Annotated in this window: 26 protein-coding genes and 2 pseudogenes; 14 read left to right on the plus strand and 14 right to left on the minus strand. The window is 70.6% G+C overall.

The annotated features are described in order from the left end of the window. Positions 1 to 126: 126 nt before the first annotated feature. From HUX53_RS02725 to HUX53_RS39835, 3 genes are all read right to left on the minus strand, one after another. Positions 127 to 687 carry a DUF5134 domain-containing protein gene (locus tag HUX53_RS02725; protein ID WP_176401596.1) on the minus strand — a complete coding sequence of 187 codons (561 nt, stop codon included), beginning with the start codon at positions 685 to 687 and terminating at the stop codon, positions 127 to 129. Positions 688 to 1,010: 323 nt separating this feature from the next. Further along, positions 1,011 to 1,682, minus strand: a complete 672-nt coding sequence (locus HUX53_RS02730) for a CoA ester lyase (protein WP_309237014.1) — start codon at positions 1,680 to 1,682, stop codon at positions 1,011 to 1,013. Continuing rightward, entirely contained in the window at positions 1,651 to 1,818 is a 168-nt protein-coding gene (locus HUX53_RS39835; protein WP_309237015.1) for a hypothetical protein, read from the minus strand. Before HUX53_RS39835 ends, HUX53_RS02730 begins: the two co-directional genes overlap by 32 nt. Before the next feature lie 350 nt (positions 1,819 to 2,168). On the opposite strand from HUX53_RS39835, the gene HUX53_RS42905 reads away from it, so the two are divergent. Further along, on the plus strand, positions 2,169 to 2,438 hold the full coding sequence (locus HUX53_RS42905) for a tryptophan-rich sensory protein (protein WP_217919010.1): 270 nt from the start codon (positions 2,169 to 2,171) through the stop codon (positions 2,436 to 2,438). Between the two features lie 24 nt (positions 2,439 to 2,462). On the opposite strand, the gene HUX53_RS02740 is transcribed toward HUX53_RS42905, so the two are convergent. The 6 genes from HUX53_RS02740 to HUX53_RS02765 all read right to left on the minus strand — a co-directional run bounded on the left by HUX53_RS02740 (position 2,463) and on the right by HUX53_RS02765 (position 7,235). Next, on the minus strand, positions 2,463 to 3,191 hold the full coding sequence (locus HUX53_RS02740) for a cation transporter (protein WP_176401597.1): 729 nt from the start codon (positions 3,189 to 3,191) through the stop codon (positions 2,463 to 2,465). Beyond that, positions 3,188 to 3,562, minus strand: coding sequence for a helix-turn-helix transcriptional regulator (locus tag HUX53_RS02745; RefSeq protein WP_176401598.1), 375 nt, complete (start codon positions 3,560 to 3,562; stop codon positions 3,188 to 3,190). Before HUX53_RS02745 ends, HUX53_RS02740 begins: the two co-directional genes overlap by 4 nt. A gap of 69 nt (positions 3,563 to 3,631) precedes the next feature. Continuing rightward, entirely contained in the window at positions 3,632 to 4,672 is a 1,041-nt protein-coding gene (locus HUX53_RS02750) for a TIGR03617 family F420-dependent LLM class oxidoreductase (RefSeq protein WP_176401599.1), read from the minus strand. Positions 4,673 to 4,682: 10 nt separating this feature from the next. After that, positions 4,683 to 5,000 carry a PEP-utilizing enzyme gene (locus tag HUX53_RS39840; RefSeq protein ID WP_217919011.1) on the minus strand — a complete coding sequence of 106 codons (318 nt, stop codon included), beginning with the start codon at positions 4,998 to 5,000 and terminating at the stop codon, positions 4,683 to 4,685. 859 nt (positions 5,001 to 5,859) lie between these two features. Continuing rightward, entirely contained in the window at positions 5,860 to 6,900 is a 1,041-nt protein-coding gene (gene arsB, locus HUX53_RS02760; protein WP_309237016.1) for an ACR3 family arsenite efflux transporter, read from the minus strand. Positions 6,901 to 6,947: 47 nt separating this feature from the next. Continuing rightward, positions 6,948 to 7,235, minus strand: a complete 288-nt coding sequence (locus tag HUX53_RS02765) for a helix-turn-helix transcriptional regulator (protein WP_217919014.1) — start codon at positions 7,233 to 7,235, stop codon at positions 6,948 to 6,950. 403 nt (positions 7,236 to 7,638) lie between these two features. Here HUX53_RS02765 and HUX53_RS02770 point away from each other — a divergent pair, with 403 nt between their 5' ends. From HUX53_RS02770 to HUX53_RS02780, 3 genes are all read left to right on the plus strand, one after another. Further along, positions 7,639 to 9,795: a M4 family metallopeptidase gene (locus tag HUX53_RS02770; RefSeq protein WP_176401602.1), complete on the plus strand. Its 2,157-nt coding sequence runs from the start codon at positions 7,639 to 7,641 to the stop codon at positions 9,793 to 9,795. A gap of 47 nt (positions 9,796 to 9,842) precedes the next feature. Further along, complete coding sequence (locus tag HUX53_RS02775; protein ID WP_217919012.1) at positions 9,843 to 11,378, plus strand: M20/M25/M40 family metallo-hydrolase; 1,536 nt, start codon at positions 9,843 to 9,845, stop codon at positions 11,376 to 11,378. A 129-nt stretch (positions 11,379 to 11,507) separates the two neighbouring features. Continuing rightward, entirely contained in the window at positions 11,508 to 12,896 is a 1,389-nt protein-coding gene (locus tag HUX53_RS02780) for a helix-turn-helix domain-containing protein (protein ID WP_176401603.1), read from the plus strand. A 30-nt stretch (positions 12,897 to 12,926) separates the two neighbouring features. Here the strand turns inward: HUX53_RS02780 and HUX53_RS42910 are convergent. After that, positions 12,927 to 13,091, minus strand: a pseudogene (locus HUX53_RS42910) (SUMF1/EgtB/PvdO family nonheme iron enzyme); the annotation flags it as partial. On the opposite strand from HUX53_RS42910, the pseudogene HUX53_RS42915 reads away from it, so the two are divergent. Continuing rightward, a pseudogene (locus tag HUX53_RS42915) lies at positions 13,091 to 13,150 on the plus strand (SUMF1/EgtB/PvdO family nonheme iron enzyme); the annotation flags it as partial. The pseudogenes HUX53_RS42910 and HUX53_RS42915 overlap by 1 nt on opposite strands. Before the next feature lie 30 nt (positions 13,151 to 13,180). Here the strand turns inward: HUX53_RS42915 and HUX53_RS02785 are convergent. The 3 genes from HUX53_RS02785 to HUX53_RS02795 form a co-directional block, all read right to left on the minus strand. After that, complete coding sequence (locus HUX53_RS02785) at positions 13,181 to 14,569, minus strand: helix-turn-helix domain-containing protein (RefSeq protein WP_176401603.1); 1,389 nt, start codon at positions 14,567 to 14,569, stop codon at positions 13,181 to 13,183. 129 nt (positions 14,570 to 14,698) lie between these two features. After that, positions 14,699 to 16,234 carry a M20/M25/M40 family metallo-hydrolase gene (locus tag HUX53_RS02790; protein WP_217919012.1) on the minus strand — a complete coding sequence of 512 codons (1,536 nt, stop codon included), beginning with the start codon at positions 16,232 to 16,234 and terminating at the stop codon, positions 14,699 to 14,701. Between the two features lie 47 nt (positions 16,235 to 16,281). After that, positions 16,282 to 18,438: a M4 family metallopeptidase gene (locus HUX53_RS02795; protein WP_176401602.1), complete on the minus strand. Its 2,157-nt coding sequence runs from the start codon at positions 18,436 to 18,438 to the stop codon at positions 16,282 to 16,284. 403 nt (positions 18,439 to 18,841) lie between these two features. Here HUX53_RS02795 and HUX53_RS02800 point away from each other — a divergent pair, with 403 nt between their 5' ends. From HUX53_RS02800 to HUX53_RS02825, 6 genes are all read left to right on the plus strand, one after another. Then, a complete protein-coding gene (locus HUX53_RS02800; RefSeq protein ID WP_217919014.1) occupies positions 18,842 to 19,129 on the plus strand; it encodes a helix-turn-helix transcriptional regulator in 288 nt (95 codons plus the stop codon). 47 nt (positions 19,130 to 19,176) lie between these two features. After that, entirely contained in the window at positions 19,177 to 20,217 is a 1,041-nt protein-coding gene (gene arsB / locus HUX53_RS02805) for an ACR3 family arsenite efflux transporter (protein ID WP_309237016.1), read from the plus strand. 859 nt (positions 20,218 to 21,076) lie between these two features. Further along, positions 21,077 to 21,394 carry a PEP-utilizing enzyme gene (locus tag HUX53_RS39845; protein ID WP_217919011.1) on the plus strand — a complete coding sequence of 106 codons (318 nt, stop codon included), beginning with the start codon at positions 21,077 to 21,079 and terminating at the stop codon, positions 21,392 to 21,394. Positions 21,395 to 21,404: 10 nt separating this feature from the next. Next, positions 21,405 to 22,445, plus strand: coding sequence for a TIGR03617 family F420-dependent LLM class oxidoreductase (locus tag HUX53_RS02815; RefSeq protein WP_176401599.1), 1,041 nt, complete (start codon positions 21,405 to 21,407; stop codon positions 22,443 to 22,445). 69 nt (positions 22,446 to 22,514) lie between these two features. Then, positions 22,515 to 22,889 (plus strand): helix-turn-helix transcriptional regulator, encoded by a 375-nt coding sequence (locus HUX53_RS02820; protein WP_176401598.1) that lies wholly within the window; start codon positions 22,515 to 22,517, stop codon positions 22,887 to 22,889. Next, on the plus strand, positions 22,886 to 23,614 hold the full coding sequence (locus HUX53_RS02825; protein ID WP_176401597.1) for a cation transporter: 729 nt from the start codon (positions 22,886 to 22,888) through the stop codon (positions 23,612 to 23,614). The genes HUX53_RS02820 and HUX53_RS02825 overlap by 4 nt, the downstream gene beginning before the upstream one ends. Positions 23,615 to 23,638: 24 nt before the next feature. Here the strand turns inward: HUX53_RS02825 and HUX53_RS42920 are convergent, their stop codons facing one another. Then, positions 23,639 to 24,325 (minus strand): tryptophan-rich sensory protein, encoded by a 687-nt coding sequence (locus tag HUX53_RS42920; RefSeq protein WP_369009181.1) that lies wholly within the window; start codon positions 24,323 to 24,325, stop codon positions 23,639 to 23,641. Here HUX53_RS42920 and HUX53_RS39850 point away from each other — a divergent pair. The 3 genes from HUX53_RS39850 (at position 24,259) to HUX53_RS02840 (ending at position 25,950) form a co-directional block, all read left to right on the plus strand. Next, positions 24,259 to 24,426, plus strand: coding sequence for a hypothetical protein (locus tag HUX53_RS39850; protein WP_309237015.1), 168 nt, complete (start codon positions 24,259 to 24,261; stop codon positions 24,424 to 24,426). The genes HUX53_RS42920 and HUX53_RS39850 overlap by 67 nt on opposite strands. Next, positions 24,395 to 25,066 carry a CoA ester lyase gene (locus HUX53_RS02835; protein WP_309237014.1) on the plus strand — a complete coding sequence of 224 codons (672 nt, stop codon included), beginning with the start codon at positions 24,395 to 24,397 and terminating at the stop codon, positions 25,064 to 25,066. The genes HUX53_RS39850 and HUX53_RS02835 overlap by 32 nt, the downstream gene beginning before the upstream one ends. A 323-nt stretch (positions 25,067 to 25,389) precedes the next feature. Then, positions 25,390 to 25,950, plus strand: a complete 561-nt coding sequence (locus HUX53_RS02840; RefSeq protein WP_176401596.1) for a DUF5134 domain-containing protein — start codon at positions 25,390 to 25,392, stop codon at positions 25,948 to 25,950. Positions 25,951 to 26,076: the final 126 nt, after the last annotated feature.

The following is a 26,076-nucleotide window of genomic DNA, read 5'->3' on the forward strand; positions in this document are numbered from 1 at the left end:
GGGACACATCTGGCGATCACCTTGGGTGCACAATGGCAGACGTTCGGTGATCATGCATGGAAGGCGTCCGGACGGCTGCGCAGCGGGCATAATGGGCCAGCGCTGACCGAGTTTCCGATGCGCGCATCAGCGCCGGGCGACTTTCGCATCGGCGGTGTGACCTGCCGGCGAATCGCGAATGAGCCGCAGCCGACCACCCACTCCGTTGCCCGCCGGCCTGCCCGCCGCCGTGCCGCCCCCCACCGCAGCCACGGGCCCTGGCCCCACCGCCCGGCCCCACAGGCCCGCCGCCCAGGCCACCGACTGGCCGAACAGGTACACCACCAGCACCAGGCTCACCACCGCAAGGTGGGCGGGCAGCAGCATGTAGGCCATCGCCGCCATGTCCACCGCGGCCGCCACCCACAACCGATTGAGCACGCCCTCGCGACGGCGCGCCGCCTCGGCGGTGACGACCAACGCCACCGCCCACGCGGCGAACACCCACCCACCGACGCGATAAAGGTCGGGGTGGATGCCACGGCCCCACAGGTACATCCCCGCCATGCTCAGCGCCATCGACGTGTGCCCGGCATGCCACCAGCGCGCCTGCCCCGGCCGGGACCCGGCATGCCACAGGTGCACCAGCACCACCGCCCCCAGCGCGACCGTCCAGCCGATCCGCAACCACATCGGCAGCAGCGGCATGCTCATCATCTGATGATGACCGCCGTGACCTCCCACTTCAGGCCCGCCGGAGCGACATCAACCGCTACAGCCGAAGCCGGGGAGGCAGCGGCAGCGGCTCCCGACCGCGCACGAGCAGTCCATGATCGCTCCCGTCCTGGACGAACCAACAAACCCGCACACAACGTAACTCCGGGTCATCCCACCGCGACAGCCATAAACAGCCGACCCCGCAGATACCGGAGCCAACCCCTCGGTCAAAGTCCGGCCGGGACCGTTCCCGAACCGCTGCCCATGGTTGAGATCCTCGAAGTACGGACCGTCGACCGTGTCCATGCGGAGGCTCACCGCGCCCTCCCCGCGGCGGCGCGGGCGAGGGTGCGCCGCGCCCCGGCCACGACGGCGGGGTCGATCATCTCGCCGTCCAGGGCCACCGCACCCGTTCCGCCCCGTTCGCCGTGTTCCATGGCGGCCTGGATCATCAACGCGCGTTCGACCTCCTCGTCCGCCGGCGTGAACGCCCGGTTGACGTCCGCAAGCTGCCGTGGGTGGATCACCCATTTTCCGTCGAACCCGAGGTCCCGGGCACGCCGGTTGGCGGCGGCCTGCCCCTCATCGTCGGTGAACGCGAGGTAGGGCCCGTCGATGGCCTGCAGTCCGTGCCGCCGGGCGGCCAGGATGACGGCGTGCTGGGCGGGCAGCCATGTGTCCAGGTCCCGGTAAGTGCGGCCGAGGGCGGCGCCCAGGTCCGCATAGCCGAGGATCAGGGTCCGCAGGCGCGGCGAGGCCGCCGCGATCTCGTCGACGCGGTGCAGGCCCTCCGGGCTCTCGATCAATGCCTGGATACCGATGTGCCAGTCGGCGCCACCGGCCGCTTCGATCCCGGTCAGCAACCGGTCCAGGAACGCGATGTCCTCCGGGCCGGACACCTTGGGCAGCACCAGCGAGGCGGGCGCGACGCTCTCCGTGAGGCGCAGGACGTCCTCATGGCACCATGCGGTGCCCGCCGCGTTCACCCGGACCGCGACGGTCCGCCCCCCCGAGCGTCAGCTCCGGCATCCGGGCCGCGAGTTCCGAACGGGCCCGTGCCTTCTCGTCCGCGGCGACGGAGTCCTCCAGATCGACCACGATCTCGTCGGCGGGGAGCCCCACCGCCTTGCCGACCTTCGCCCGATCCGACGCGGGAACGGACAGACACGAGCGACGCACCACCCGCTCGGGCCGATGCCGTACCGGCGGTCCCAGGTGCGCAGGGTGGACGGTGCCACGCCGTGGCGCTGCGCGACCGCGTCCACGCCCAGCCCGGCCTCCCGCTCCGCCGGCCCGCCCGTGTGTCCGCTCCCCTTCGTCCCGCCCGAGCGTACGATCTGCCAGGTCTTCGCCGGAACTCCAGGCGCCGGTTGCACCTCGGCCGCCTCGTAGACGTGCAGGTGCCGCCGCGCCGGGAAGGGGCAGGCCATGAAACTGACGAAAAAGCCGGAGCGGGGACCTACGGCCGGTGGGTGGCGGACCTACGCGGCAACGGTCGCGGCCGTGGCGGCGACGGCGGCCATCGCGGGTCCAAGGCGGTCAAGGCCGACAGCGTCTGGTACCAGTCGCCGTCCAAGCCGCCGCGGCAGCCGCCGTCCTGGACGTTCGGGGTGGTGTGGACGCCCTTGTACGCCTCGATCGCATGGGCCGGCGGCGTGCCCTGCTGCGGGCGCGGGGACGGCGGCGCCGGGCACTGGCCACCAGCCCCGGGGAGAGGTGTCTGGCGCCCACCAGGGAGTTGAACTCGTCGAGGGAGAGTGAAGGGTTCAGGAGCAGCCGGGCCCGCATGCCGCGCAGGCGGTGTCGGTGGCGGCGGCGCCGTCCTCTGCGGTCGACGCCGATGCGGTGGCGCCGGCGGCGGGCATGGCGCAGCAGGCGTCGCCGCGCCAGGCCTCGCGGCCTTCCTTGAGTGCGACGGCGGCGATGATGAGCGCGGCGATCGGGTCGGCCCAGGACCAGCCGAAGAGACTGTTGACGGCCAGCCCGGCCAGCAGCACGCCCGACAGATAGGTGCACAGCAGGGTCTGCTTGGAGTCGGCGACTGCGCTGGCCGAGCCCAGCTCACGGCCGGTCCGGCGCTGCGCGGCCGACAGGAACGGCATGACGGCCAGCGACAGTGCGGCCAGGACCAGACCGGGGGTGGAGTGCGCTGCCTCGCCGCCGCCGATCAGCGCCCGGACCGAGTCGGCGGTGACGTAGGCGGCCAGTGCGTAGAACGAGACCGCGATGATCCGCAGCGCGCGCTTCTCCCGCTGCTCGATCCGCTCCGGGGTGCGGGCGGAGAACTGCCAGGCGATCGCGGCGGCGGAGGCGACCTCGATCACCGAGTCCAGCCCGAACGCCACCAGCGCGCCGGAGGAGGCCAGGGTTCCGGCGGTGACGGCGACGACGGCCTCGATGAGGTTGTAGGTGATGGTGGCCGCGACCAGTAGGCGCACTCGCCGTGCCAGCACCGCCCGCCGCGCCGGCGAGGGGCCCAGTGACACGGTGGTCATGTCCGGGCCTTCCCGTCAGGAGTGCACGCGCCCACCGGCCGGCCGGCCGCGGCGCCGTAGGTGGGGCACAGCGCGACGGCGCGGTCGGTGGCCGCCAGCAGGTGCTCGGCCGAGCGCAGTAGGTCCAGCAGTTCGGGCGCGGCGATGAAGTAGAACGACTGGCGGCCCTCGGCGCGGTAGTCCACCAGCTTGCAGCCGCGCAGGCAGGCCAGGTGCTTGGACACCGTGGACTGCGCCAGCCTCATCTCGCGGGTCAGGTCCACCACCCGCGTCTCGCCTCGGGCCAGCCGCTGGACGATAGACAACCGCACCGGGTCGGCCAGCGAGTGGAACAGCGCCGCCGCCGGTGCGAGCCCGTCCAACGAATTCATGCCACAATAAGAATCAATCGTCATATCGTGATGATAGCCGCAGCTGCGATCAGTCAAGGGCGCCGGCCGCTAGGAGGCGGCGGTCGCGGGGATGTCCCGGCATTCGCTGATCAGCCGCCGGTAGCGCTGGTCCTCACCGGTCGAGTCAGGGGCCTTCAGGACGATGCCCGAGCAACGGCCGGCGTACCAGCCGGCGAGGATCGAGGGCATCTGATCGTAGGTGCCCTGCGGGACGAGCATCCCGATGACCTCGTCGCTCATGTGGGCGGCGAGCGCGGTCCAGTCCTTGCGCCGGGCCGTTTCCGACAGCGCCTCGCCCACCTCGCCGAGGCCGAACTCCTCCAACTGCCTGCGGTAGGCGGGGGTGCTGTACAGGAAGCCCAGCTCGGGCCGGCGCTCCTCGCGGACCTGCGCGAGCTCACCGGGGGTCGCGGCGAGCAGCGGCTGCGGCGCCACGACGAGGGCGGGCCCCTGTCCGGTGCGCCCGGCCGTGCGCGCCCCCCGCGCGAGCGCGGGCCGGATGCGGTGGTCCAGCATGCGGGGGTGGGAGCTGGTCGGGTGGCAGACGAAGCCGTCGGAGACCTCTCCCGCCAGGACGCACATCCGCTCGTTCACCCCGCCGGTCCATATCGGCGGTGCGGGGTGGTCGATCGGTCCGGGATTGAAGTACGGCTGCAGCCGCTCGAACCGGTAGTGGCTGCCGGTGTAGTCCAGGTCCGCCCCGGTCTGAAAGCTGTGGAAGATGGCCCGGAGCGAACCGACGTAGTCCCGCAGTCGCGCGACGGGCTCCGACCACGGTGTCGAGAAGCGGCCGACGATATTGCCCCGTACCTGGGAGGCGATACCCAGCTGAAACCGTCCGCCCGACAACTCGGTCAGGTCCCAGGCCGCGTAGGCCGTCACCATGGGGCTCCGCGGGAACGCGACCACCATGCTGGTACGGACCACCAGGCGCGTGGTGCGGGTGACGGCCAGGGCCGCGACCGTGAACGGGTCGTGGACCGTCTCCGGCACGTGCAGGACGTCGTAGCCCAGATCCTCGATGCGCCGCGCGAAGGAACCGACCTCGCTCAGCGGGAGACGGGCCGGGGCCGAGGCGATGATCTGCACCGTGCCGACTCTAGACGGGAAGGTCCGGGGCGCCGCCCGCCGGCTCGGCGGATTCCAGGATCGTCACCGTCCCGGCGGTCCCGTCCACGGTGATCCGGGTGCCCGCCGGCAGCAGCGCCATCGCTCCGTCGAGCGAGGTGACGGTGGGAATGCCGTACTCGCGGGCGAGGATGGCGCCGTGGGAGAGGATCCGTCCGGTCTCGGTGACCAGGCCCGCGATGAGCGGGAAGACGCTCGTCCATCCCGGGTCGATGTTCGAGGCCAGCAGGACGTACGGTGCCGTCGTCCCAGGACGGTCTCGACCTGTTTGGATCCAACCCGTGAACACAGCACCTCGCCCGTCGTACGGTCGAGGACAGAGTGGTCGGGCTCTGTCGAACGCCGACGGGGACGCGGCGGACGCGGCGGCGGTGTACCCGCCGGTGGACATGAACAGAGCCGCGGCGGCGAGGGTGAGCTGTACGAAGAGACCTCGTTGGGCTCCATCCTGACGGGAACCACTGCGCGCCCGGACCGGGAGACGTTCCTCCAGTCCGCCGACCGCATGCTCACCGTCCTGGAGGAGAACCGCCGGCACGAACAGCCGCATCCGCCGCAATACACCACGAGGCGACCGGTGCGGCAGCGCCGCGGACTGCGCCGCCGGGGACTCATCGAACAACACGGCGGACGAGGCCGAACGACCGCCTACCGCCGACCGGCGGATTAGCCACGCGAATCCCCCGACCGTGCTCCGGCACGGACCACCGATCGGGCACCGGCGAGGCGATGTGCTGCCAGGGTGTGGTCCCGGTCCGGTCGCTCAGGTGCCCGGCGGCGGGTGCTCCTCGTCCTGGACGCCGAGCCTCCGGTACACGGGGCCGAGCAGCTCGAGCAGTGGCGTGCCGCGAACCTTCATTCAGGGAGGCTCCAGCGCGCGCAGCAGCAGGTCCGTCGGTGCGGGGCTCGGGGTGACGCGCGGCCCCCGTCCGCCCGTGAAGAAGTCCTCCATGCACTCGGCGAACGGGGCATCTTGCACGTCGAGCAGCCCGGGCCGTCGCGGCTCCTCGTCGGCGGGTGCGCCGCGTAGGTCGTCCAGCAGGTGCGAGCCTGATCAGGCATCGGCGTTCCTTCGCTGTTCGAGGCCGGGCCGGCCGACGGTGGCGAGCACCTCGGTGGCGAGCAGGCCGGTGACGGTCATCGTCATGTCACCGCCCGGCGGGTTGGAATCGGCGACGCAGCCACAACGACACGTACACCAGCCCCACCAGGACCAGGACCTCGATCAGCGGCCCGACCACACCGGACAGCGCCTGCCCGGAGGTGACGCCGAAGGTGCCGATGGCGACGGCGATGGCCAGCTCGAAGTTGTTTCCGGCGGCGGTGAAGGCGAGCGTCGCGGTGCGCGGGTAGGGCGGCCGGACAGCGTGTCCGAGGGCGAAGGACCCGCCCCACATGAGCGCGAAGTAGGCCAGCAGCGGCAGCGCGATACGGGCGACGTCGCCGGGCCGGCCGGTGATGGCGTCGCCTTGCAGGGCGAACAGGATGACGATGGTGAACAGCAGCCCGTACAGCGCGACCGGCCCGATCCGGGGCAGGAACCGCTCCTCGTACCACGCGCGGCCGCGGGCGCCCTCACCCAGGCGGCGGGTCAGGTAGCCGGCCGCCAGCGGGACGCCCAGGAACACCAGCACATTTACCACGATCTCGCCGACCGAGAAGTCCGCCTCGTCGGTCGCCAGCCCCAGCCATCCGGGCAGGACCTGGAGGTAGAACCAGCCGAGCGCACCGAACGCGATGACCTGGAAGACGGAGTTGAGCGCGACCAGCACGGCGGCGGCCTCACGGTCGCCGCAGGCCAGGTCGTTCCAGATGATGACCATCGCGATGCAGCGGGCCAGCCCGACGATGATCAGACCGGTGCGGTACTCGGGCAGGTCCGGCAGGAGGATCCAGGCCAGCGCGAACATCACCGCCGGGCCGATCACCCAGTTGAGGATCAGCGAGGTCAGCATGAGGCGGCGGTCGCCGGTGACGGTGTCGAGCCGGTCGTAGCGGACCTTGGCCAGCACCGGGTACATCATCACCAGCAGGCCCAGAGCGATCGGCAGCGAGATCCCGCCGGCCTCGACCTCGGCCAGCGCGGCGTCCAGTCCGGGAACGGCTCGTCCCAGCCCGAGACCGAGCACCATCGCCGCGATGATCCACACCGGCAGGAACCGGTCGAGGGTCGACAGCCCGGCGACCACCCCCGCTTCCCGCGGGCGTATACCGGCATCAGAGTCTTGCGTACTGGTCACGTGCACGGCCTCTTCCGCTGAAGGTTCTGAGCCTCGCGGGCGGCGGCTGCCAACTCACCGAGTTCGGAAGCCAGGTGCTCCAACGCCTCAGGCCGCAGCCGGTAGTAGGTGAACCGCCCGCAGGGCTCGGTCTCCACCAGCCCGGCCTCGCGCAACGCCCGCAAGTGGTTGGAGATGTTGGTCTGCTTGGCGCCGGTCTCCTCAACGAGATGGCAGTTGCACAACGCCTCGACAGCCAGCAGCGACACGATCCGCGCACGCAGCGGATCGGCCAGCAACCTCAACACATCAGCCTCAACTGACATCACTGTCGGATGATACATCACAGCCGGGAACAATCCATTCCGCCACCCATTGCAGCGGGTGTTGCGATACGCAGCCGACACCAAAGTCATGGAGCCGCCAACAGCGCGCCGGCGCAGACGTCCGAGCATCTCGCCGCCTATCCGGCCGGAATCGACGCGTCCGGTTTGCCTGGCCTTTGCCAGGACCGCACGCCGGTGGTGACCGATCGTGACCAGCTTCATGCGGCGACGTCGTACCGTGATCCGGTCGCCCTGACAGTTTGCCGTCTTTTGCAGCTGGGCGCCCTTTTGTTGCCAGCAGGTTTCCCGCATTGCACCGTTCCGTCCAACACGTACCGGGTTTCCTGTGCCCGGTCATCGTCTGTGTGCAGAGGGCGGACCCATGAGGCGGTTGGGCGTGATCGGCGTCATGGCGGCGATGTTCATCGTCGCTGTTTTCGGCGCGTGCCCGGGTTCAGGAGTCGCGGCGCCGGCGGCTGCGGGCGATGCGGCGGGTTATGTACGGCAGGCGGCCGCGGACCGCCCTGGTGAGGAGTTCGTCCGTGTCAGCGTCACCGCTGGGCCGCGCGGTCTGTCTTATCACGCCTATGCGCGGGCTTATCGAGGACTGCCGGTCGTGGGCGGTGACTTCGTCGTCGTCACCGACGCCGCCGGCGCGGTGATGGGCGATCCGCTGGCCGCGCAACGGCCCATCAGGGTGAAGGTCACCCCGCTCCTCACTCCGGCCCGGGCGACGCGAATCGCCAGGGCCGAACTCGCGAAGGCGATGGCTGACAGCCGACCCGCCCTGGTGGTGTTCTCTCCCGACCGCGAGCAGGCACTCGCCTACCAGTTGATCGTGACCGGACGTTCGGCGCGGGGGCGGCCGAGCAGGTTGCATGTGATCGTCGACGCGCGTTCCGGCTCCGTACTGGCGACCTGGGACGAGGTCATGGCGGGGACGAGCGACGGCTTTTACTACGACGGCGTGACGATCGACACTGAGCGGACGGCTTCGGGTTACGCCATGTCCGACCCGGCGCGACGCGGACTGTTCTGCGGCATCCAGGGCAACGGGCCGGTATCGGGACCGGACGACCGGTGGGGCAACGGCAGCGGCACGGACCTGGAGACGGCCTGCGGCGACGCCTACTACGTGGCGCAGCAGGAGTGGAACATGCTGCGCGACTGGTTGGGCCGCGATGGTTTCGACGGGCAGGGCCGAGGATTCCCGCTGTTCGTCGGGCTCAATTCCGTCAACTCCTATTGGAATGGCCACACGGTCAATATCGGCCGCACCAAGGACGCTCAGCGGCAGCTCTCGGTCCTGGACATCGTGGCACATGAGTTCGGGCACTCGGTATTCCAGTACACCCCGGGTGGTTTCGACGGTTACACCGAGACGTACGCGTTGAACGAGGCCAACGGTGACATTTTCGGCGCGCTCACCGAGCATTACGCGAACAACCCCGACGATCCGCCGGACTACCTGTTCGCCGAGCGGGCGGACGCTTTCGGCCGCGGTCCGGAGCGGGTGATGTACGACCCGTCGGCGGGGCCGCGTGACGAGCCGAACTGCTGGTCGACCCGGATCCCCGACACCGAGGTGCATGATGCGGCCGGGCCGGCGAACCACTGGTTCTACCTGGTCGCGGAGGGGTCCGCCCCCGGCGGGGACAAGCCTGCCAGCCCGATCTGCGCCGGCGGCCCCGCGTCGGTGACCGGGGTGGGGATCGAGACGGCGGGCAAGATCTGGATGACCGCGCTGCTGCAGAAGACCTCGTTCTGGGAGTACGCCGACGCTCGCGTCGCGACGCTGAACGCGGTGGGTCAGCTGTACCCGGGCGACTGCGGCAAGTTCGACACCGTCAAGGGCGCCTGGGACGCGGTGTCGGTGCCGCCTCAGCCCGGAGAGCCTGGACGTCCGGCCGACTGCGGCACCCCGGCCGGCGACTTCTCGATCTCGGTGTCCCCATCCTCGGCGACCGTCGATCCGGGTGGCACGGTGACGGCGACGGTGTCGACGCGGACCGTCTCAGGCGAGCCCCAGCAAGTCTCTCTGACGGCCCGGGATCTCCCGGCGGGCGTGACGGCTCGCTTTGAGCCGCCGTCGGTCACCTCCGGTGCGCCGTCCACCATGACGCTGACCACCACGACGTCCTCCCCGGCCGGCAGCCATCGGCTGACGATCGCGGGGACCGGCGCCGCTGCCACCCGCAGCACCGCGTTCACGCTGACAGTGCGGCAGGCGGCACCCGGCGGCTGTACCGGCTTCGAAACGAAGAGGACCGGCGCCCTGGCCTCTGGAGCCAGCGCGTACGTCGCCTTCGAACCTGGGGCTTCCGGCACCCACCGGGCCTGCCTGGACGGTCCCGCGGGCACCGACTTCGACCTGTACCTGCAGAAGTGGAACGGCGCGTCGTGGACCACCGTGGCGCGCGCCACGACACCGGCCGCCGACGAAGAACTGACCTACGCCGGAGCGGCCGGCTCCTATCGCTACCGCATCCACTCCTACCGGGGCGCAGGCGAATACGTCCTCGGTTACGACACGCCCTGATCCGGGTGTGCAGCCGACGTTCGACCCCGCAGAAAGGCGGCCGAAGGATGAGGCAACGATTGATCGCGCTCCTGACGGCGCTCGGCTTGGTGTTCTCAGGTGTGATGGTCCAGGCGGGTCCGGTGGCGGCCGACGCTCCAGGGACGTCCGCCTTCACGCTGACGGGCGCGCCACCGGACATCCCCGCGGAGAACGTCATGGCGCATCTTGAACGGTTCCAGGCCATCGCGTCCGACAACGGCGGGAACCGCGCCCACGGCAATCCGGGCTACCGGGCCTCGGCCGACTATGTGAAGGCGCAGCTGGACGCCGCCGGGTACACGACCACGCTCCAGCCCTTCACCTATCGCGGAGCCACCGGCTGGAACGTCCTCGCCGAGTGGCCCCACGGGGATCCGCACCAGGTCGCCTTCGCGGGAGCCCATCTGGACAGCGTTCCGGCGGGCCCCGGCATCAACGACAACGGGGCCGGCTCCGCCGCGGTCCTGGAGGTCGCACTCGCCGTGTCCCGCGCGGGCCTCCGTCCGCAGAAGCGGTTGCGGTTCGGCTGGTGGGGGGCCGAGGAACTCGGCCTGATCGGGTCCCGGTACTACGCCGACAACCTGGCCACGGCCGAACGCGACAAGATCGACATATATCTCAACTTCGACATGGTGGGGCAGAAGGACACCACGTCCTGGGGCGTCTACAGCCATACGCCGGCGGTCGCCGCCACGTTCAAGAAGTACTTCGCCGACCGGAACATCCCCACCTTCGACATCCGGTGGGACGGCAGCTCCGATCACTCGTCCTTCACCCGCCACGGCATTCCGGTCAGCGGCATCGGCTCAAGCGACGATCCGTGCTACCACTCGGCCTGCGACACCATCTCCAACGTCGGGCCCCGGGCGATGGGCATCAGCACCAACGCGATCGCCGCCGCGGTCTGGGACCTGGCCGGCGATGGCGCCCCCGCCGAGAACGATTTCTCGGTGTCGGTGTCGCCGGCGGCCGGGAACACCGACCCGGGCGGCTCGGTGTCGGCGACCGCGGCGACCACGACGGTCAAGGGCCAAGCGCAACCGGTGCAACTGTCGGCCAAGGGCCTGCCGGACGGGGCACAGGCCGCCTTCGACCCCCAGACGGTGACCTCCGGCGAATCGTCCGCGCTCACCATCAGCACCTCGGCCTCCACACCCCCGGGCACCTACCCGATCACCATCACCGGCACCGGCGACAAGGTCACCCGCAGCACCACCTTCACCCTCACCGTCAACGGCACCACCCCCACCGGCTGCCAAGGCTACGAGACCACCAAGACCGGCGACCTCACCACCGGCCGCAGCGACTACCAGCCCGACGGCGCCTACTTCTACACCGGCACCACCGGACGCCACCAAGCCTGCCTCGACGGCCCCGCGGGCACCGACTACGACCTCTACCTCCAGAAATGGACCGGCGCCGGCTGGAGCACCGTCGCCCAATCCACCACCCCCGAACCCGACGAAAAACTCACCTACAACGGCACCAGCGGCTACTACCGCTACCGCGTCCACGCCTACACCGGCAACGGCACCTACACCCTCGGCTACGACGCCCCTTAATTCCTGCTCAAGAGAGCCGGTCCTGGTCAGTGGAACCTGACCAAGGCCGGCTCTCGTCGTTGTCCTCGAAGGCATGCTCGGGCACACTCGTACGACCATGCTTCGCCCTTCGCGCGGCGGGAGACACCGGTGGACCCGATCACCGACGATGCGGGCGGGATGACGGCGCAGGCCCGCTTCGGCGCCTTGCTCAAGCACTGGCGCAGGCGGGCCGGGATGTCGCAGACCCGGCTGGCGGCCGAACTGGGCTACCACAACAGCGTCATCAGCCGGTGGGAGACGGGCGCGAGACAGCCACCGCTCGATCTGGTCCAGCGAATCGACACGGTGCTGGCCACCGGCGGGCGACTGGCGCAGCTGTACACCGAGACCGGATTATCCGGCGGCGCAGCCGACGGGCTTTCGGGTCTCGGGTCCGGCATGCCGCTGCCGGGCGGTCCCGAAGCGGCGGCAGGTGCCGTCGCGGCCTGGGATCGCGCGGAGTGGCCGGCCCGGCTGCCGTACCACGGCATCGAATGCCCGCTGCCCGGCCCCCACGGTTGCACGGTCCCTCCCGCCGGTCAGGCGGCCGCGATGTACGCGATGTTCACCGCTGACCCGGCCGCGTCCGCGCACAACGACATTATTCATGTGCTCACCGCTCAACTGGCCGTCTACACCCGGTTCACTGAAGAGCAAGGGCCGGCCGGCCTGCACACGCCCGTCGAGGCCGCACTGCACAAGATCGTCGGAGCGCTGCGCGGAGCAGCGGGCCCGAACGGGCGCGCGCTGCTCCATCTGGCCGCGGGCTATGCCAGCCTCGCCGGGCAGCTACGCACCTTCCGCGGCCAGCACGCCGCCGCGATGACGCTGTACGACAAGGGCCTGCAGTGGGCCACGCTCTGCGACGACACGTCGTTGCGCGCGACGTTCCTGTGCGACATGAGCTCCCTGGCACGCTTGGAGCACGACGGCGTCAGCGCCGTGACGTACGCGCAAGCCCTGCCCGCCGTCGGTGCCAGCCGTGTCTGGACCTCGGCGCTGTCCCACCTGTACCAGGCCCGCGGCTACGCCGTGCTCGGCGACCTCCACGAGACCACCCGCCACGTCGCGCATGCCCGCGACCGGCTCCATCACCTCACCGCGCAGGACGAGCACGAGGCGTTCTGGATGGCCGGCACACGCGGCAGAGTGCTCTTCGAGGCCGGCATCGGCGCAGCCCTCCGCGACGTGGCCGCCGCCACCGCCGACCACAGTGCCGCCCACGCCGCCAGGGCGGCCACGGAGGACTCCCTCGCCTTCGTCCCCGTCCACGTGCGCCCTGCGACCGTCCTGCTCGCGTTGCGGCTCGCCGACTGCTACGCCTGCGTCGGGCAGCCGGAGGCCGCGGCGGCGATCGCCACGCCGGTGCTCGCGGAGGCCATGACCACCCCGATGGCCACCGTCAGCCACGAGCTGCGCGGTCTCCGCCGCCGCCTCGCCGCCCGCTGGCCGAACCTCACCTCCCTGACAGACGTCCTCGAACCAGACCGGAGCTGACCTCCGGCCCCCGGCCCGCGGCCGTGTGTCGGCGCACCATTCCCAGACGTTTCCGGCCATGTTGTGCAGGCCGCAGCCGTTGGGCAGATGTGCACGGGCCGAGCCCCTCTCACCTCGGCACCGTCCGGACCTCGGGTCGGCGCGCCGACCCGAGGTCCGGACGGTGCCGAGGTGAGAGGGGCTCGGCCCGTGCACATCTGCCCAACGGCTGCGGCCTGCACAACATGGCCGGAAACGTCTGGGAATGGTGCGCCGACACACGGCCGCGGGCCGGGGGCCGGAGGTCAGCTCCGGTCTGGTTCGAGGACGTCTGTCAGGGAGGTGAGGTTCGGCCAGCGGGCGGCGAGGCGGCGGCGGAGACCGCGCAGCTCGTGGCTGACGGTGGCCATCGGGGTGGTCATGGCCTCCGCGAGCACCGGCGTGGCGATCGCCGCCGCGGCCTCCGGCTGCCCGACGCAGGCGTAGCAGTCGGCGAGCCGCAACGCGAGCAGGACGGTCGCAGGGCGCACGTGGACGGGGACGAAGGCGAGGGAGTCCTCCGTGGCCGCCCTGGCGGCGTGGGCGGCACTGTGGTCGGCGGTGGCGGCGGCCACGTCGCGGAGGGCTGCGCCGATGCCGGCCTCGAAGAGCACTCTGCCGCGTGTGCCGGCCATCCAGAACGCCTCGTGCTCGTCCTGCGCGGTGAGGTGATGGAGCCGGTCGCGGGCATGCGCGACGTGGCGGGTGGTCTCGTGGAGGTCGCCGAGCACGGCGTAGCCGCGGGCCTGGTACAGGTGGGACAGCGCCGAGGTCCAGACACGGCTGGCACCGACGGCGGGCAGGGCTTGCGCGTACGTCACGGCGCTGACGCCGTCGTGCTCCAAGCGTGCCAGGGAGCTCATGTCGCACAGGAACGTCGCGCGCAACGACGTGTCGTCGCAGAGCGTGGCCCACTGCAGGCCCTTGTCGTACAGCGTCATCGCGGCGGCGTGCTGGCCGCGGAAGGTGCGTAGCTGCCCGGCGAGGCTGGCATAGCCCGCGGCCAGATGGAGCAGCGCGCGCCCGTTCGGGCCCGCTGCTCCGCGCAGCGCTCCGACGATCTTGTGCAGTGCGGCCTCGACGGGCGTGTGCAGGCCGGCCGGCCCTTGCTCTTCAGTGAACCGGGTGTAGACGGCCAGTTGAGCGGTGAGCACATGAATAATGTCGTTGTGCGCGGACGCGGCCGGGTCAGCGGTGAACATCGCGTACATCGCGGCCGCCTGACCGGCGGGAGGGACCGTGCAACCGTGGGGGCCGGGCAGCGGGCATTCGATGCCGTGGTACGGCAGCCGGGCCGGCCACTCCGCGCGATCCCAGGCCGCGACGGCACCTGCCGCCGCTTCGGGACCGCCCGGCAGCGGCATGCCGGACCCGAGACCCGAAAGCCCGTCGGCTGCGCCGCCGGATAATCCGGTCTCGGTGTACAGCTGCGCCAGTCGCCCGCCGGTGGCCAGCACCGTGTCGATTCGCTGGACCAGATCGAGCGGTGGCTGTCTCGCGCCCGTCTCCCACCGGCTGATGACGCTGTTGTGGTAGCCCAGTTCGGCCGCCAGCCGGGTCTGCGACATCCCGGCCCGCCTGCGCCAGTGCTTGAGCAAGGCGCCGAAGCGGGCCTGCGCCGTCATCCCGCCCGCATCGTCGGTGATCGGGTCCACCGGTGTCTCCCGCCGCGCGAAGGGCGAAGCATGGTCGTACGAGTGTGCCCGAGCATGCCTTCGAGGACAACGACGAGAGCCGGCCTTGGTCAGGTTCCACTGACCAGGACCGGCTCTCTTGAGCAGGAATTAAGGGGCGTCGTAGCCGAGGGTGTAGGTGCCGTTGCCGGTGTAGGCGTGGACGCGGTAGCGGTAGTAGCCGCTGGTGCCGTTGTAGGTGAGTTTTTCGTCGGGTTCGGGGGTGGTGGATTGGGCGACGGTGCTCCAGCCGGCGCCGGTCCATTTCTGGAGGTAGAGGTCGTAGTCGGTGCCCGCGGGGCCGTCGAGGCAGGCTTGGTGGCGTCCGGTGGTGCCGGTGTAGAAGTAGGCGCCGTCGGGCTGGTAGTCGCTGCGGCCGGTGGTGAGGTCGCCGGTCTTGGTGGTCTCGTAGCCTTGGCAGCCGGTGGGGGTGGTGCCGTTGACGGTGAGGGTGAAGGTGGTGCTGCGGGTGACCTTGTCGCCGGTGCCGGTGATGGTGATCGGGTAGGTGCCCGGGGGTGTGGAGGCCGAGGTGCTGATGGTGAGCGCGGACGATTCGCCGGAGGTCACCGTCTGGGGGTCGAAGGCGGCCTGTGCCCCGTCCGGCAGGCCCTTGGCCGACAGTTGCACCGGTTGCGCTTGGCCCTTGACCGTCGTGGTCGCCGCGGTCGCCGACACCGAGCCGCCCGGGTCGGTGTTCCCGGCCGCCGGCGACACCGACACCGAGAAATCGTTCTCGGCGGGGGCGCCATCGCCGGCCAGGTCCCAGACCGCGGCGGCGATCGCGTTGGTGCTGATGCCCATCGCCCGGGGCCCGACGTTGGAGATGGTGTCGCAGGCCGAGTGGTAGCACGGATCGTCGCTTGAGCCGATGCCGCTGACCGGAATGCCGTGGCGGGTGAAGGACGAGTGATCGGAGCTGCCGTCCCACCGGATGTCGAAGGTGGGGATGTTCCGGTCGGCGAAGTACTTCTTGAACGTGGCGGCGACCGCCGGCGTATGGCTGTAGACGCCCCAGGACGTGGTGTCCTTCTGCCCCACCATGTCGAAGTTGAGATATATGTCGATCTTGTCGCGTTCGGCCGTGGCCAGGTTGTCGGCGTAGTACCGGGACCCGATCAGGCCGAGTTCCTCGGCCCCCCACCAGCCGAACCGCAACCGCTTCTGCGGACGGAGGCCCGCGCGGGACACGGCGAGTGCGACCTCCAGGACCGCGGCGGAGCCGGCCCCGTTGTCGTTGATGCCGGGGCCCGCCGGAACGCTGTCCAGATGGGCTCCCGCGAAGGCGACCTGGTGCGGATCCCCGTGGGGCCACTCGGCGAGGACGTTCCAGCCGGTGGCTCCGCGATAGGTGAAGGGCTGGAGCGTGGTCGTGTACCCGGCGGCGTCCAGCTGCGCCTTCACATAGTCGGCCGAGGCCCGGTAGCCCGGATTGCCGTGGGCGCGGTTCCCGCCGTTGTCGGACGCGATGGCCTGGAACCGTTCAAGATGCGCCATGACGTTCTCCGCGGGGATGTCCGGTGGCGCGCCCGTCAGCGTGAAGGCGGACGTCCCTGGAGCGTCGGCCGCCACCGGACCCGCCTGGACCATCACACCTGAGAACACCAAGCCGAGCGCCGTCAGGAGCGCGATCAATCGTTGCCTCATCCTTCGGCCGCCTTTCTGCGGGGTCGAACGTCGGCTGCACACCCGGATCAGGGCGTGTCGTAACCGAGGACGTATTCGCCTGCGCCCCGGTAGGAGTGGATGCGGTAGCGATAGGAGCCGGCCGCTCCGGCGTAGGTCAGTTCTTCGTCGGCGGCCGGTGTCGTGGCGCGCGCCACGGTGGTCCACGACGCGCCGTTCCACTTCTGCAGGTACAGGTCGAAGTCGGTGCCCGCGGGACCGTCCAGGCAGGCCCGGTGGGTGCCGGAAGCCCCAGGTTCGAAGGCGACGTACGCGCTGGCTCCAGAGGCCAGGGCGCCGGTCCTCTTCGTTTCGAAGCCGGTACAGCCGCCGGGTGCCGCCTGCCGCACTGTCAGCGTGAACGCGGTGCTGCGGGTGGCAGCGGCGCCGGTCCCCGCGATCGTCAGCCGATGGCTGCCGGCCGGGGAGGACGTCGTGGTGGTCAGCGTCATGGTGGACGGCGCACCGGAGGTGACCGACGGCGGCTCAAAGCGAGCCGTCACGCCCGCCGGGAGATCCCGGGCCGTCAGAGAGACTTGCTGGGGCTCGCCTGAGACGGTCCGCGTCGACACCGTCGCCGTCACCGTGCCACCCGGATCGACGGTCGCCGAGGATGGGGACACCGAGATCGAGAAGTCGCCGGCCGGGGTGCCGCAGTCGGCCGGACGTCCAGGCTCTCCGGGCTGAGGCGGCACCGACACCGCGTCCCAGGCGCCCTTGACGGTGTCGAACTTGCCGCAGTCGCCCGGGTACAGCTGACCCACCGCGTTCAGCGTCGCGACGCGAGCGTCGGCGTACTCCCAGAACGAGGTCTTCTGCAGCAGCGCGGTCATCCAGATCTTGCCCGCCGTCTCGATCCCCACCCCGGTCACCGACGCGGGGCCGCCGGCGCAGATCGGGCTGGCAGGCTTGTCCCCGCCGGGGGCGGACCCCTCCGCGACCAGGTAGAACCAGTGGTTCGCCGGCCCGGCCGCATCATGCACCTCGGTGTCGGGGATCCGGGTCGACCAGCAGTTCGGCTCGTCACGCGGCCCCGCCGACGGGTCGTACATCACCCGCTCCGGACCGCGGCCGAAAGCGTCCGCCCGCTCGGCGAACAGGTAGTCCGGCGGATCGTCGGGGTTGTTCGCGTAATGCTCGGTGAGCGCGCCGAAAATGTCACCGTTGGCCTCGTTCAACGCGTACGTCTCGGTGTAACCGTCGAAACCACCCGGGGTGTACTGGAATACCGAGTGCCCGAACTCATGTGCCACGATGTCCAGGACCGAGAGCTGCCGCTGAGCGTCCTTGGTGCGGCCGATATTGACCGTGTGGCCATTCCAATAGGAGTTGACGGAATTGAGCCCGACGAACAGCGGGAATCCTCGGCCCTGCCCGTCGAAACCATCGCGGCCCAACCAGTCGCGCAGCATGTTCCACTCCTGCTGCGCCACGTAGTAGGCGTCGCCGCAGGCCGTCTCCAGGTCCGTGCCGCTGCCGTTGCCCCACCGGTCGTCCGGTCCCGATACCGGCCCGTTGCCCTGGATGCCGCAGAACAGTCCGCGTCGCGCCGGGTCGGACATGGCGTAACCCGAAGCCGTCCGCTCAGTGTCGATCGTCACGCCGTCGTAGTAAAAGCCGTCGCTCGTCCCCGCCATGACCTCGTCCCAGGTCGCCAGTACGGAGCCGGAACGCGCGTCGACGATCACATGCAACCTGCTCGGCCGCCCCCGCGCCGAACGTCCGGTCACGATCAACTGGTAGGCGAGTGCCTGCTCGCGGTCGGGAGAGAACACCACCAGGGCGGGTCGGCTGTCAGCCATCGCCTTCGCGAGTTCGGCCCTGGCGATTCGCGTCGCCCGGGCCGGAGTGAGGAGCGGGGTGACCTTCACCCTGATGGGCCGTTGCGCGGCCAGCGGATCGCCCATCACCGCGCCGGCGGCGTCGGTGACGACGACGAAGTCACCGCCCACGACCGGCAGTCCTCGATAAGCCCGCGCATAGGCGTGATAAGACAGACCGCGCGGCCCAGCGGTGACGCTGACACGGACGAACTCCTCACCAGGGCGGTCCGCGGCCGCCTGCCGTACATAACCCGCCGCATCGCCCGCAGCCGCCGGCGCCGCGACTCCTGAACCCGGGCACGCGCCGAAAACAGCGACGATGAACATCGCCGCCATGACGCCGATCACGCCCAACCGCCTCATGGGTCCGCCCTCTGCACACAGACGATGACCGGGCACAGGAAACCCGGTACGTGTTGGACGGAACGGTGCAATGCGGGAAACCTGCTGGCAACAAAAGGGCGCCCAGCTGCAAAAGACGGCAAACTGTCAGGGCGACCGGATCACGGTACGACGTCGCCGCATGAAGCTGGTCACGATCGGTCACCACCGGCGTGCGGTCCTGGCAAAGGCCAGGCAAACCGGACGCGTCGATTCCGGCCGGATAGGCGGCGAGATGCTCGGACGTCTGCGCCGGCGCGCTGTTGGCGGCTCCATGACTTTGGTGTCGGCTGCGTATCGCAACACCCGCTGCAATGGGTGGCGGAATGGATTGTTCCCGGCTGTGATGTATCATCCGACAGTGATGTCAGTTGAGGCTGATGTGTTGAGGTTGCTGGCCGATCCGCTGCGTGCGCGGATCGTGTCGCTGCTGGCTGTCGAGGCGTTGTGCAACTGCCATCTCGTTGAGGAGACCGGCGCCAAGCAGACCAACATCTCCAACCACTTGCGGGCGTTGCGCGAGGCCGGGCTGGTGGAGACCGAGCCCTGCGGGCGGTTCACCTACTACCGGCTGCGGCCTGAGGCGTTGGAGCACCTGGCTTCCGAACTCGGTGAGTTGGCAGCCGCCGCCCGCGAGGCTCAGAACCTTCAGCGGAAGAGGCCGTGCACGTGACCAGTACGCAAGACTCTGATGCCGGTATACGCCCGCGGGAAGCGGGGGTGGTCGCCGGGCTGTCGACCCTCGACCGGTTCCTGCCGGTGTGGATCATCGCGGCGATGGTGCTCGGTCTCGGGCTGGGACGAGCCGTTCCCGGACTGGACGCCGCGCTGGCCGAGGTCGAGGCCGGCGGGATCTCGCTGCCGATCGCTCTGGGCCTGCTGGTGATGATGTACCCGGTGCTGGCCAAGGTCCGCTACGACCGGCTCGACACCGTCACCGGCGACCGCCGCCTCATGCTGACCTCGCTGATCCTCAACTGGGTGATCGGCCCGGCGGTGATGTTCGCGCTGGCCTGGATCCTCCTGCCGGACCTGCCCGAGTACCGCACCGGTCTGATCATCGTCGGGCTGGCCCGCTGCATCGCGATGGTCATCATCTGGAACGACCTGGCCTGCGGCGACCGTGAGGCCGCCGCCGTGCTGGTCGCGCTCAACTCCGTCTTCCAGGTCATCGCGTTCGGTGCGCTCGGCTGGTTCTACCTCCAGGTCCTGCCCGGATGGCTGGGGCTGGCGACCGACGAGGCGGACTTCTCGGTCGGCGAGATCGTGGTAAATGTGCTGGTGTTCCTGGGCGTCCCGCTGGCGGCCGGCTACCTGACCCGCCGCCTGGGTGAGGGCGCCCGCGGCCGCGCGTGGTACGAGGAGCGGTTCCTGCCCCGGATCGGGCCGGTCGCGCTGTACGGGCTGCTGTTCACCATCGTCATCCTGTTCGCCCTGCAAGGCGACGCCATCACCGGCCGGCCCGGCGACGTCGCCCGTATCGCGCTGCCGCTGCTGGCCTACTTCGCGCTCATGTGGGGCGGGTCCTTCGCCCTCGGACACGCTGTCCGGCCGCCCTACCCGCGCACCGCGACGCTCGCCTTCACCGCCGCCGGAAACAACTTCGAGCTGGCCATCGCCGTCGCCATCGGCACCTTCGGCGTCACCTCCGGGCAGGCGCTGTCCGGTGTGGTCGGGCCGCTGATCGAGGTCCTGGTCCTGGTGGGGCTGGTGTACGTGTCGTTGTGGCTGCGTCGCCGATTCCAACCCGCCGGGCGGTGACATGACGATGACCGTCACCGGCCTGCTCGCCACCGAGGTGCTCGCCACCGTCGGCCGGCCCGGCCTCGAACAGCGAAGGAACGCCGATGCCTGATCAGGCTCGCACCTGCTGGACGACCTACGCGGCGCACCCGCCGACGAGGAGCCGCGACGGCCCGGGCTGCTCGACGTGCAAGATGCCCCGTTCGCCGAGTGCATGGAGGACTTCTTCACGGGCGGACGGGGGCCGCGCGTCACCCCGAGCCCCGCACCGACGGACCTGCTGCTGCGCGCGCTGGAGCCTCCCTGAATGAAGGTTCGCGGCACGCCACTGCTCGAGCTGCTCGGCCCCGTGTACCGGAGGCTCGGCGTCCAGGACGAGGAGCACCCGCCGCCGGGCACCTGAGCGACCGGACCGGGACCACACCCTGGCAGCACATCGCCTCGCCGGTGCCCGATCGGTGGTCCGTGCCGGAGCACGGTCGGGGGATTCGCGTGGCTAATCCGCCGGTCGGCGGTAGGCGGTCGTTCGGCCTCGTCCGCCGTGTTGTTCGATGAGTCCCCGGCGGCGCAGTCCGCGGCGCTGCCGCACCGGTCGCCTCGTGGTGTATTGCGGCGGATGCGGCTGTTCGTGCCGGCGGTTCTCCTCCAGGACGGTGAGCATGCGGTCGGCGGACTGGAGGAACGTCTCCCGGTCCGGGCGTGCAGTGGTTCCCGTCAGGATGGAGCCCAACGAGGTCTCTTCGTACAGCTCACCCTCGCCGCCGCGGCTCTGTTCATGTCCACCGGCGGGTACACCGCCGCCGCGTCCGCCGCGTCCCCGTCGGCGTTCGACAGAGCCCGACCACTCTGTCCTCGACCGTACGACGGGCGAGGTGCTGTGTTCACGGGTTGGATCCAAACAGGTCGAGACCGTCCTGGGACGACGGCACCGTACGTCCTGCTGGCCTCGAACATCGACCCGGGATGGACGAGCGTCTTCCCGCTCATCGCGGGCCTGGTCACCGAGACCGGACGGATCCTCTCCCACGGCGCCATCCTCGCCCGCGAGTACGGCATTCCCACCGTCACCTCGCTCGACGGAGCGATGGCGCTGCTGCCGGCGGGCACCCGGATCACCGTGGACGGGACCGCCGGGACGGTGACGATCCTGGAATCCGCCGAGCCGGCGGGCGGCGCCCCGGACCTTCCCGTCTAGAGTCGGCACGGTGCAGATCATCGCCTCGGCCCCGGCCCGTCTCCCGCTGAGCGAGGTCGGTTCCTTCGCGCGGCGCATCGAGGATCTGGGCTACGACGTCCTGCACGTGCCGGAGACGGTCCACGACCCGTTCACGGTCGCGGCCCTGGCCGTCACCCGCACCACGCGCCTGGTGGTCCGTACCAGCATGGTGGTCGCGTTCCCGCGGAGCCCCATGGTGACGGCCTACGCGGCCTGGGACCTGACCGAGTTGTCGGGCGGACGGTTTCAGCTGGGTATCGCCTCCCAGGTACGGGGCAATATCGTCGGCCGCTTCTCGACACCGTGGTCGGAGCCCGTCGCGCGACTGCGGGACTACGTCGGTTCGCTCCGGGCCATCTTCCACAGCTTTCAGACCGGGGCGGACCTGGACTACACCGGCAGCCACTACCGGTTCGAGCGGCTGCAGCCGTACTTCAATCCCGGACCGATCGACCACCCCGCACCGCCGATATGGACCGGCGGGGTGAACGAGCGGATGTGCGTCCTGGCGGGAGAGGTCTCCGACGGCTTCGTCTGCCACCCGACCAGCTCCCACCCCCGCATGCTGGACCACCGCATCCGGCCCGCGCTCGCGCGGGGGGCGCGCACGGCCGGGCGCACCGGACAGGGGCCCGCCCTCGTCGTGGCGCCGCAGCCGCTGCTCGCCGCGACCCCCGGTGAGCTCGCGCAGGTCCGCGAGGAGCGCCGGCCCGAGCTGGGCTTCCTGTACAGCACCCCCGCCTACCGCAGGCAGTTGGAGGAGTTCGGCCTCGGCGAGGTGGGCGAGGCGCTGTCGGAAACGGCCCGGCGCAAGGACTGGACCGCGCTCGCCGCCCACATGAGCGACGAGGTCATCGGGATGCTCGTCCCGCAGGGCACCTACGATCAGATGCCCTCGATCCTCGCCGGCTGGTACGCCGGCCGTTGCTCGGGCATCGTCCTGAAGGCCCCTGACTCGACCGGTGAGGACCAGCGCTACCGGCGGCTGATCAGCGAATGCCGGGACATCCCCGCGACCGCCGCCTCCTAGCGGCCGGCGCCCTTGACTGATCGCAGCTGCGGCTATCATCACGATATGACGATTGATTCTTATTGTGGCATGAATTCGTTGGACGGGCTCGCACCGGCGGCGGCGCTGTTCCACTCGCTGGCCGACCCGGTGCGGTTGTCTATCGTCCAGCGGCTGGCCCGAGGCGAGACGCGGGTGGTGGACCTGACCCGCGAGATGAGGCTGGCGCAGTCCACGGTGTCCAAGCACCTGGCCTGCCTGCGCGGCTGCAAGCTGGTGGACTACCGCGCCGAGGGCCGCCAGTCGTTCTACTTCATCGCCGCGCCCGAACTGCTGGACCTACTGCGCTCGGCCGAGCACCTGCTGGCGGCCACCGACCGCGCCGTCGCGCTGTGCCCCACCTACGGCGCCGCGGCCGGCCGGCCGGTGGGCGCGTGCACTCCTGACGGGAAGGCCCGGACATGACCACCGTGTCACTGGGCCCCTCGCCGGCGCGGCGGGCGGTGCTGGCACGGCGAGTGCGCCTACTGGTCGCGGCCACCATCACCTACAACCTCATCGAGGCCGTCGTCGCCGTCACCGCCGGAACCCTGGCCTCCTCCGGCGCGCTGGTGGCGTTCGGGCTGGACTCGGTGATCGAGGTCGCCTCCGCCGCCGCGATCGCCTGGCAGTTCTCCGCCCGCACCCCGGAGCGGATCGAGCAGCGGGAGAAGCGCGCGCTGCGGATCATCGCGGTCTCGTTCTACGCACTGGCCGCCTACGTCACCGCCGACTCGGTCCGGGCGCTGATCGGCGGCGGCGAGGCAGCGCACTCCACCCCCGGTCTGGTCCTGGCCGCACTGTCGCTGGCCGTCATGCCGTTCCTGTCGGCCGCGCAGCGCCGGACCGGCCGTGAGCTGGGCTCGGCCAGCGCAGTCGCCGACTCCAAGCAGACCCTGCTGTGCACCTATCTGTCGGGCGTGCTGCTGGCCGGGCTGGCCGTCAACAGTCTCTTCGGCTGGTCCTGGGCCGACCCGATCGCCGCGCTCATCATCGCCGCCGTCGCACTCAAGGAAGGCCGCGAGGCCTGGCGCGGCGACGCCTGCTGCGCCATGCCCGCCGCCGGCGCCACCGCATCGGCGTCGACCGCAGAGGACGGCGCCGCCGCCACCGACACCGCCTGCGCGGCATGCGGGCCCGGCTGCTCCTGAACCCTTCACTCTCCCTCGACGAGTTCAACTCCCTGGTGGGCGCCAGACACCTCTCCCCGGGGCTGGTGGCCAGTGCCCGGCGCCGCCGTCCCCGCGCCCGCAGCAGGGCACGCCGCCGGCCCATGCGATCGAGGCGTACAAGGGCGTCCACACCACCCCGAACGTCCAGGACGGCGGCTGCCGCGGCGGCTTGGACGGCGACTGGTACCAGACGCTGTCGGCCTTGACCGCCTTGGACCCGCGATGGCCGCCGTCGCCGCCACGGCCGCGACCGTTGCCGCGTAGGTCCGCCACCCACCGGCCGTAGGTCCCCGCTCCGGCTTTTTCGTCAGTTTCATGGCCTGCCCCTTCCCGGCGCGGCGGCACCTGCACGTCTACGAGGCGGCCGAGGTGCAACCGGCGCCTGGAGTTCCGGCGAAGACCTGGCAGATCGTACGCTCGGGCGGGACGAAGGGGAGCGGACACACGGGCGGGCCGGCGGAGCGGGAGGCCGGGCTGGGCGTGGACGCGGTCGCGCAGCGCCACGGCGTGGCACCGTCCACCCTGCGCACCTGGGACCGCCGGTACGGCATCGGCCCGAGCGGGTGGTGCGTCGCTCGTGTCTGTCCGTTCCCGCGTCGGATCGGGCGAAGGTCGGCAAGGCGGTGGGGCTCCCCGCCGACGAGATCGTGGTCGATCTGGAGGACTCCGTCGCCGCGGACGAGAAGGCACGGGCCCGTTCGGAACTCGCGGCCCGGATGCCGGAGCTGACGCTCGGGGGGGCGGACCGTCGCGGTCCGGGTGAACGCGGCGGGCACCGCATGGTGCCATGAGGACGTCCTGCGCCTCACGGAGAGCGTCGCGCCCGCCTCGCTGGTGCTGCCCAAGGTGTCCGGCCCGGAGGACATCGCGTTCCTGGACCGGTTGCTGACCGGGATCGAAGCGGCCGGTGGCGCCGACTGGCACATCGGTATCCAGGCATTGATCGAGAGCCCGGAGGGCCTGCACCGCGTCGACGAGATCGCGGCGGCCTCGCCGCGCCTGCGGACCCTGATCCTCGGCTATGCGGACCTGGGCGCCGCCCTCGGCCGCACTTACCGGGACCTGGACACATGGCTGCCCGCCCAGCACGCCGTCATCCTGGCCGCCCGGCGGCACGGACTGCAGGCCATCGACGGGCCCTACCTCGCGTTCACCGACGATGAGGGGCAGGCCGCCGCCAACCGGCGTGCCCGGGACCTCGGGTTCGACGGAAAATGGGTGATCCACCCACGGCAGCTTGCGGACGTCAACCGGGCGTTCACGCCGGCGGACGAGGAGGTCGAACGCGCGTTGATGATCCAGGCCGCCATGGAACACGGCGAACGGGGCGGAACGGGTGCGGTGGCCCTGGACGGCGAGATGATCGACCCCGCCGTCGTGGCCGGGGCGCGGCGCACCCTCGCCCGCGCCGCCGCGGGGAGGGCGCGGTGAGCCTCCGCATGGACACGGTCGACGGTCCGTACTTCGAGGATCTCAACCATGGGCAGCGGTTCGGGAACGGTCCCGGCCGGACTTTGACCGAGGGGTTGGCTCCGGTATCTGCGGGGTCGGCTGTTTATGGCTGTCGCGGTGGGATGACCCGGAGTTACGTTGTGTGCGGGTTTGTTGGTTCGTCCAGGACGGGAGCGATCATGGACTGCTCGTGCGCGGTCGGGAGCCGCTGCCGCTGCCTCCCCGGCTTCGGCTGTAGCGGTTGATGTCGCTCCGGCGGGCCTGAAGTGGGAGGTCACGGCGGTCATCATCAGATGATGAGCATGCCGCTGCTGCCGATGTGGTTGCGGATCGGCTGGACGGTCGCGCTGGGGGCGGTGGTGCTGGTGCACCTGTGGCATGCCGGGTCCCGGCCGGGGCAGGCGCGCTGGTGGCATGCCGGGCACACGTCGATGGCGCTGAGCATGGCGGGGATGTACCTGTGGGGCCGTGGCATCCACCCCGACCTTTATCGCGTCGGTGGGTGGGTGTTCGCCGCGTGGGCGGTGGCGTTGGTCGTCACCGCCGAGGCGGCGCGCCGTCGCGAGGGCGTGCTCAATCGGTTGTGGGTGGCGGCCGCGGTGGACATGGCGGCGATGGCCTACATGCTGCTGCCCGCCCACCTTGCGGTGGTGAGCCTGGTGCTGGTGGTGTACCTGTTCGGCCAGTCGGTGGCCTGGGCGGCGGGCCTGTGGGGCCGGGCGGTGGGGCCAGGGCCCGTGGCTGCGGTGGGGGGCGGCACGGCGGCGGGCAGGCCGGCGGGCAACGGAGTGGGTGGTCGGCTGCGGCTCATTCGCGATTCGCCGGCAGGTCACACCGCCGATGCGAAAGTCGCCCGGCGCTGATGCGCGCATCGGAAACTCGGTCAGCGCTGGCCCATTATGCCCGCTGCGCAGCCGTCCGGACGCCTTCCATGCATGATCACCGAACGTCTGCCATTGTGCACCCAAGGTGATCGCCAGATGTGTCCC

It is taken from the genome of Actinomadura sp. BRA 177, assembly GCF_013372625.1.
Classification (GTDB): domain Bacteria; phylum Actinomycetota; class Actinomycetes; order Streptosporangiales; family Streptosporangiaceae; genus Spirillospora.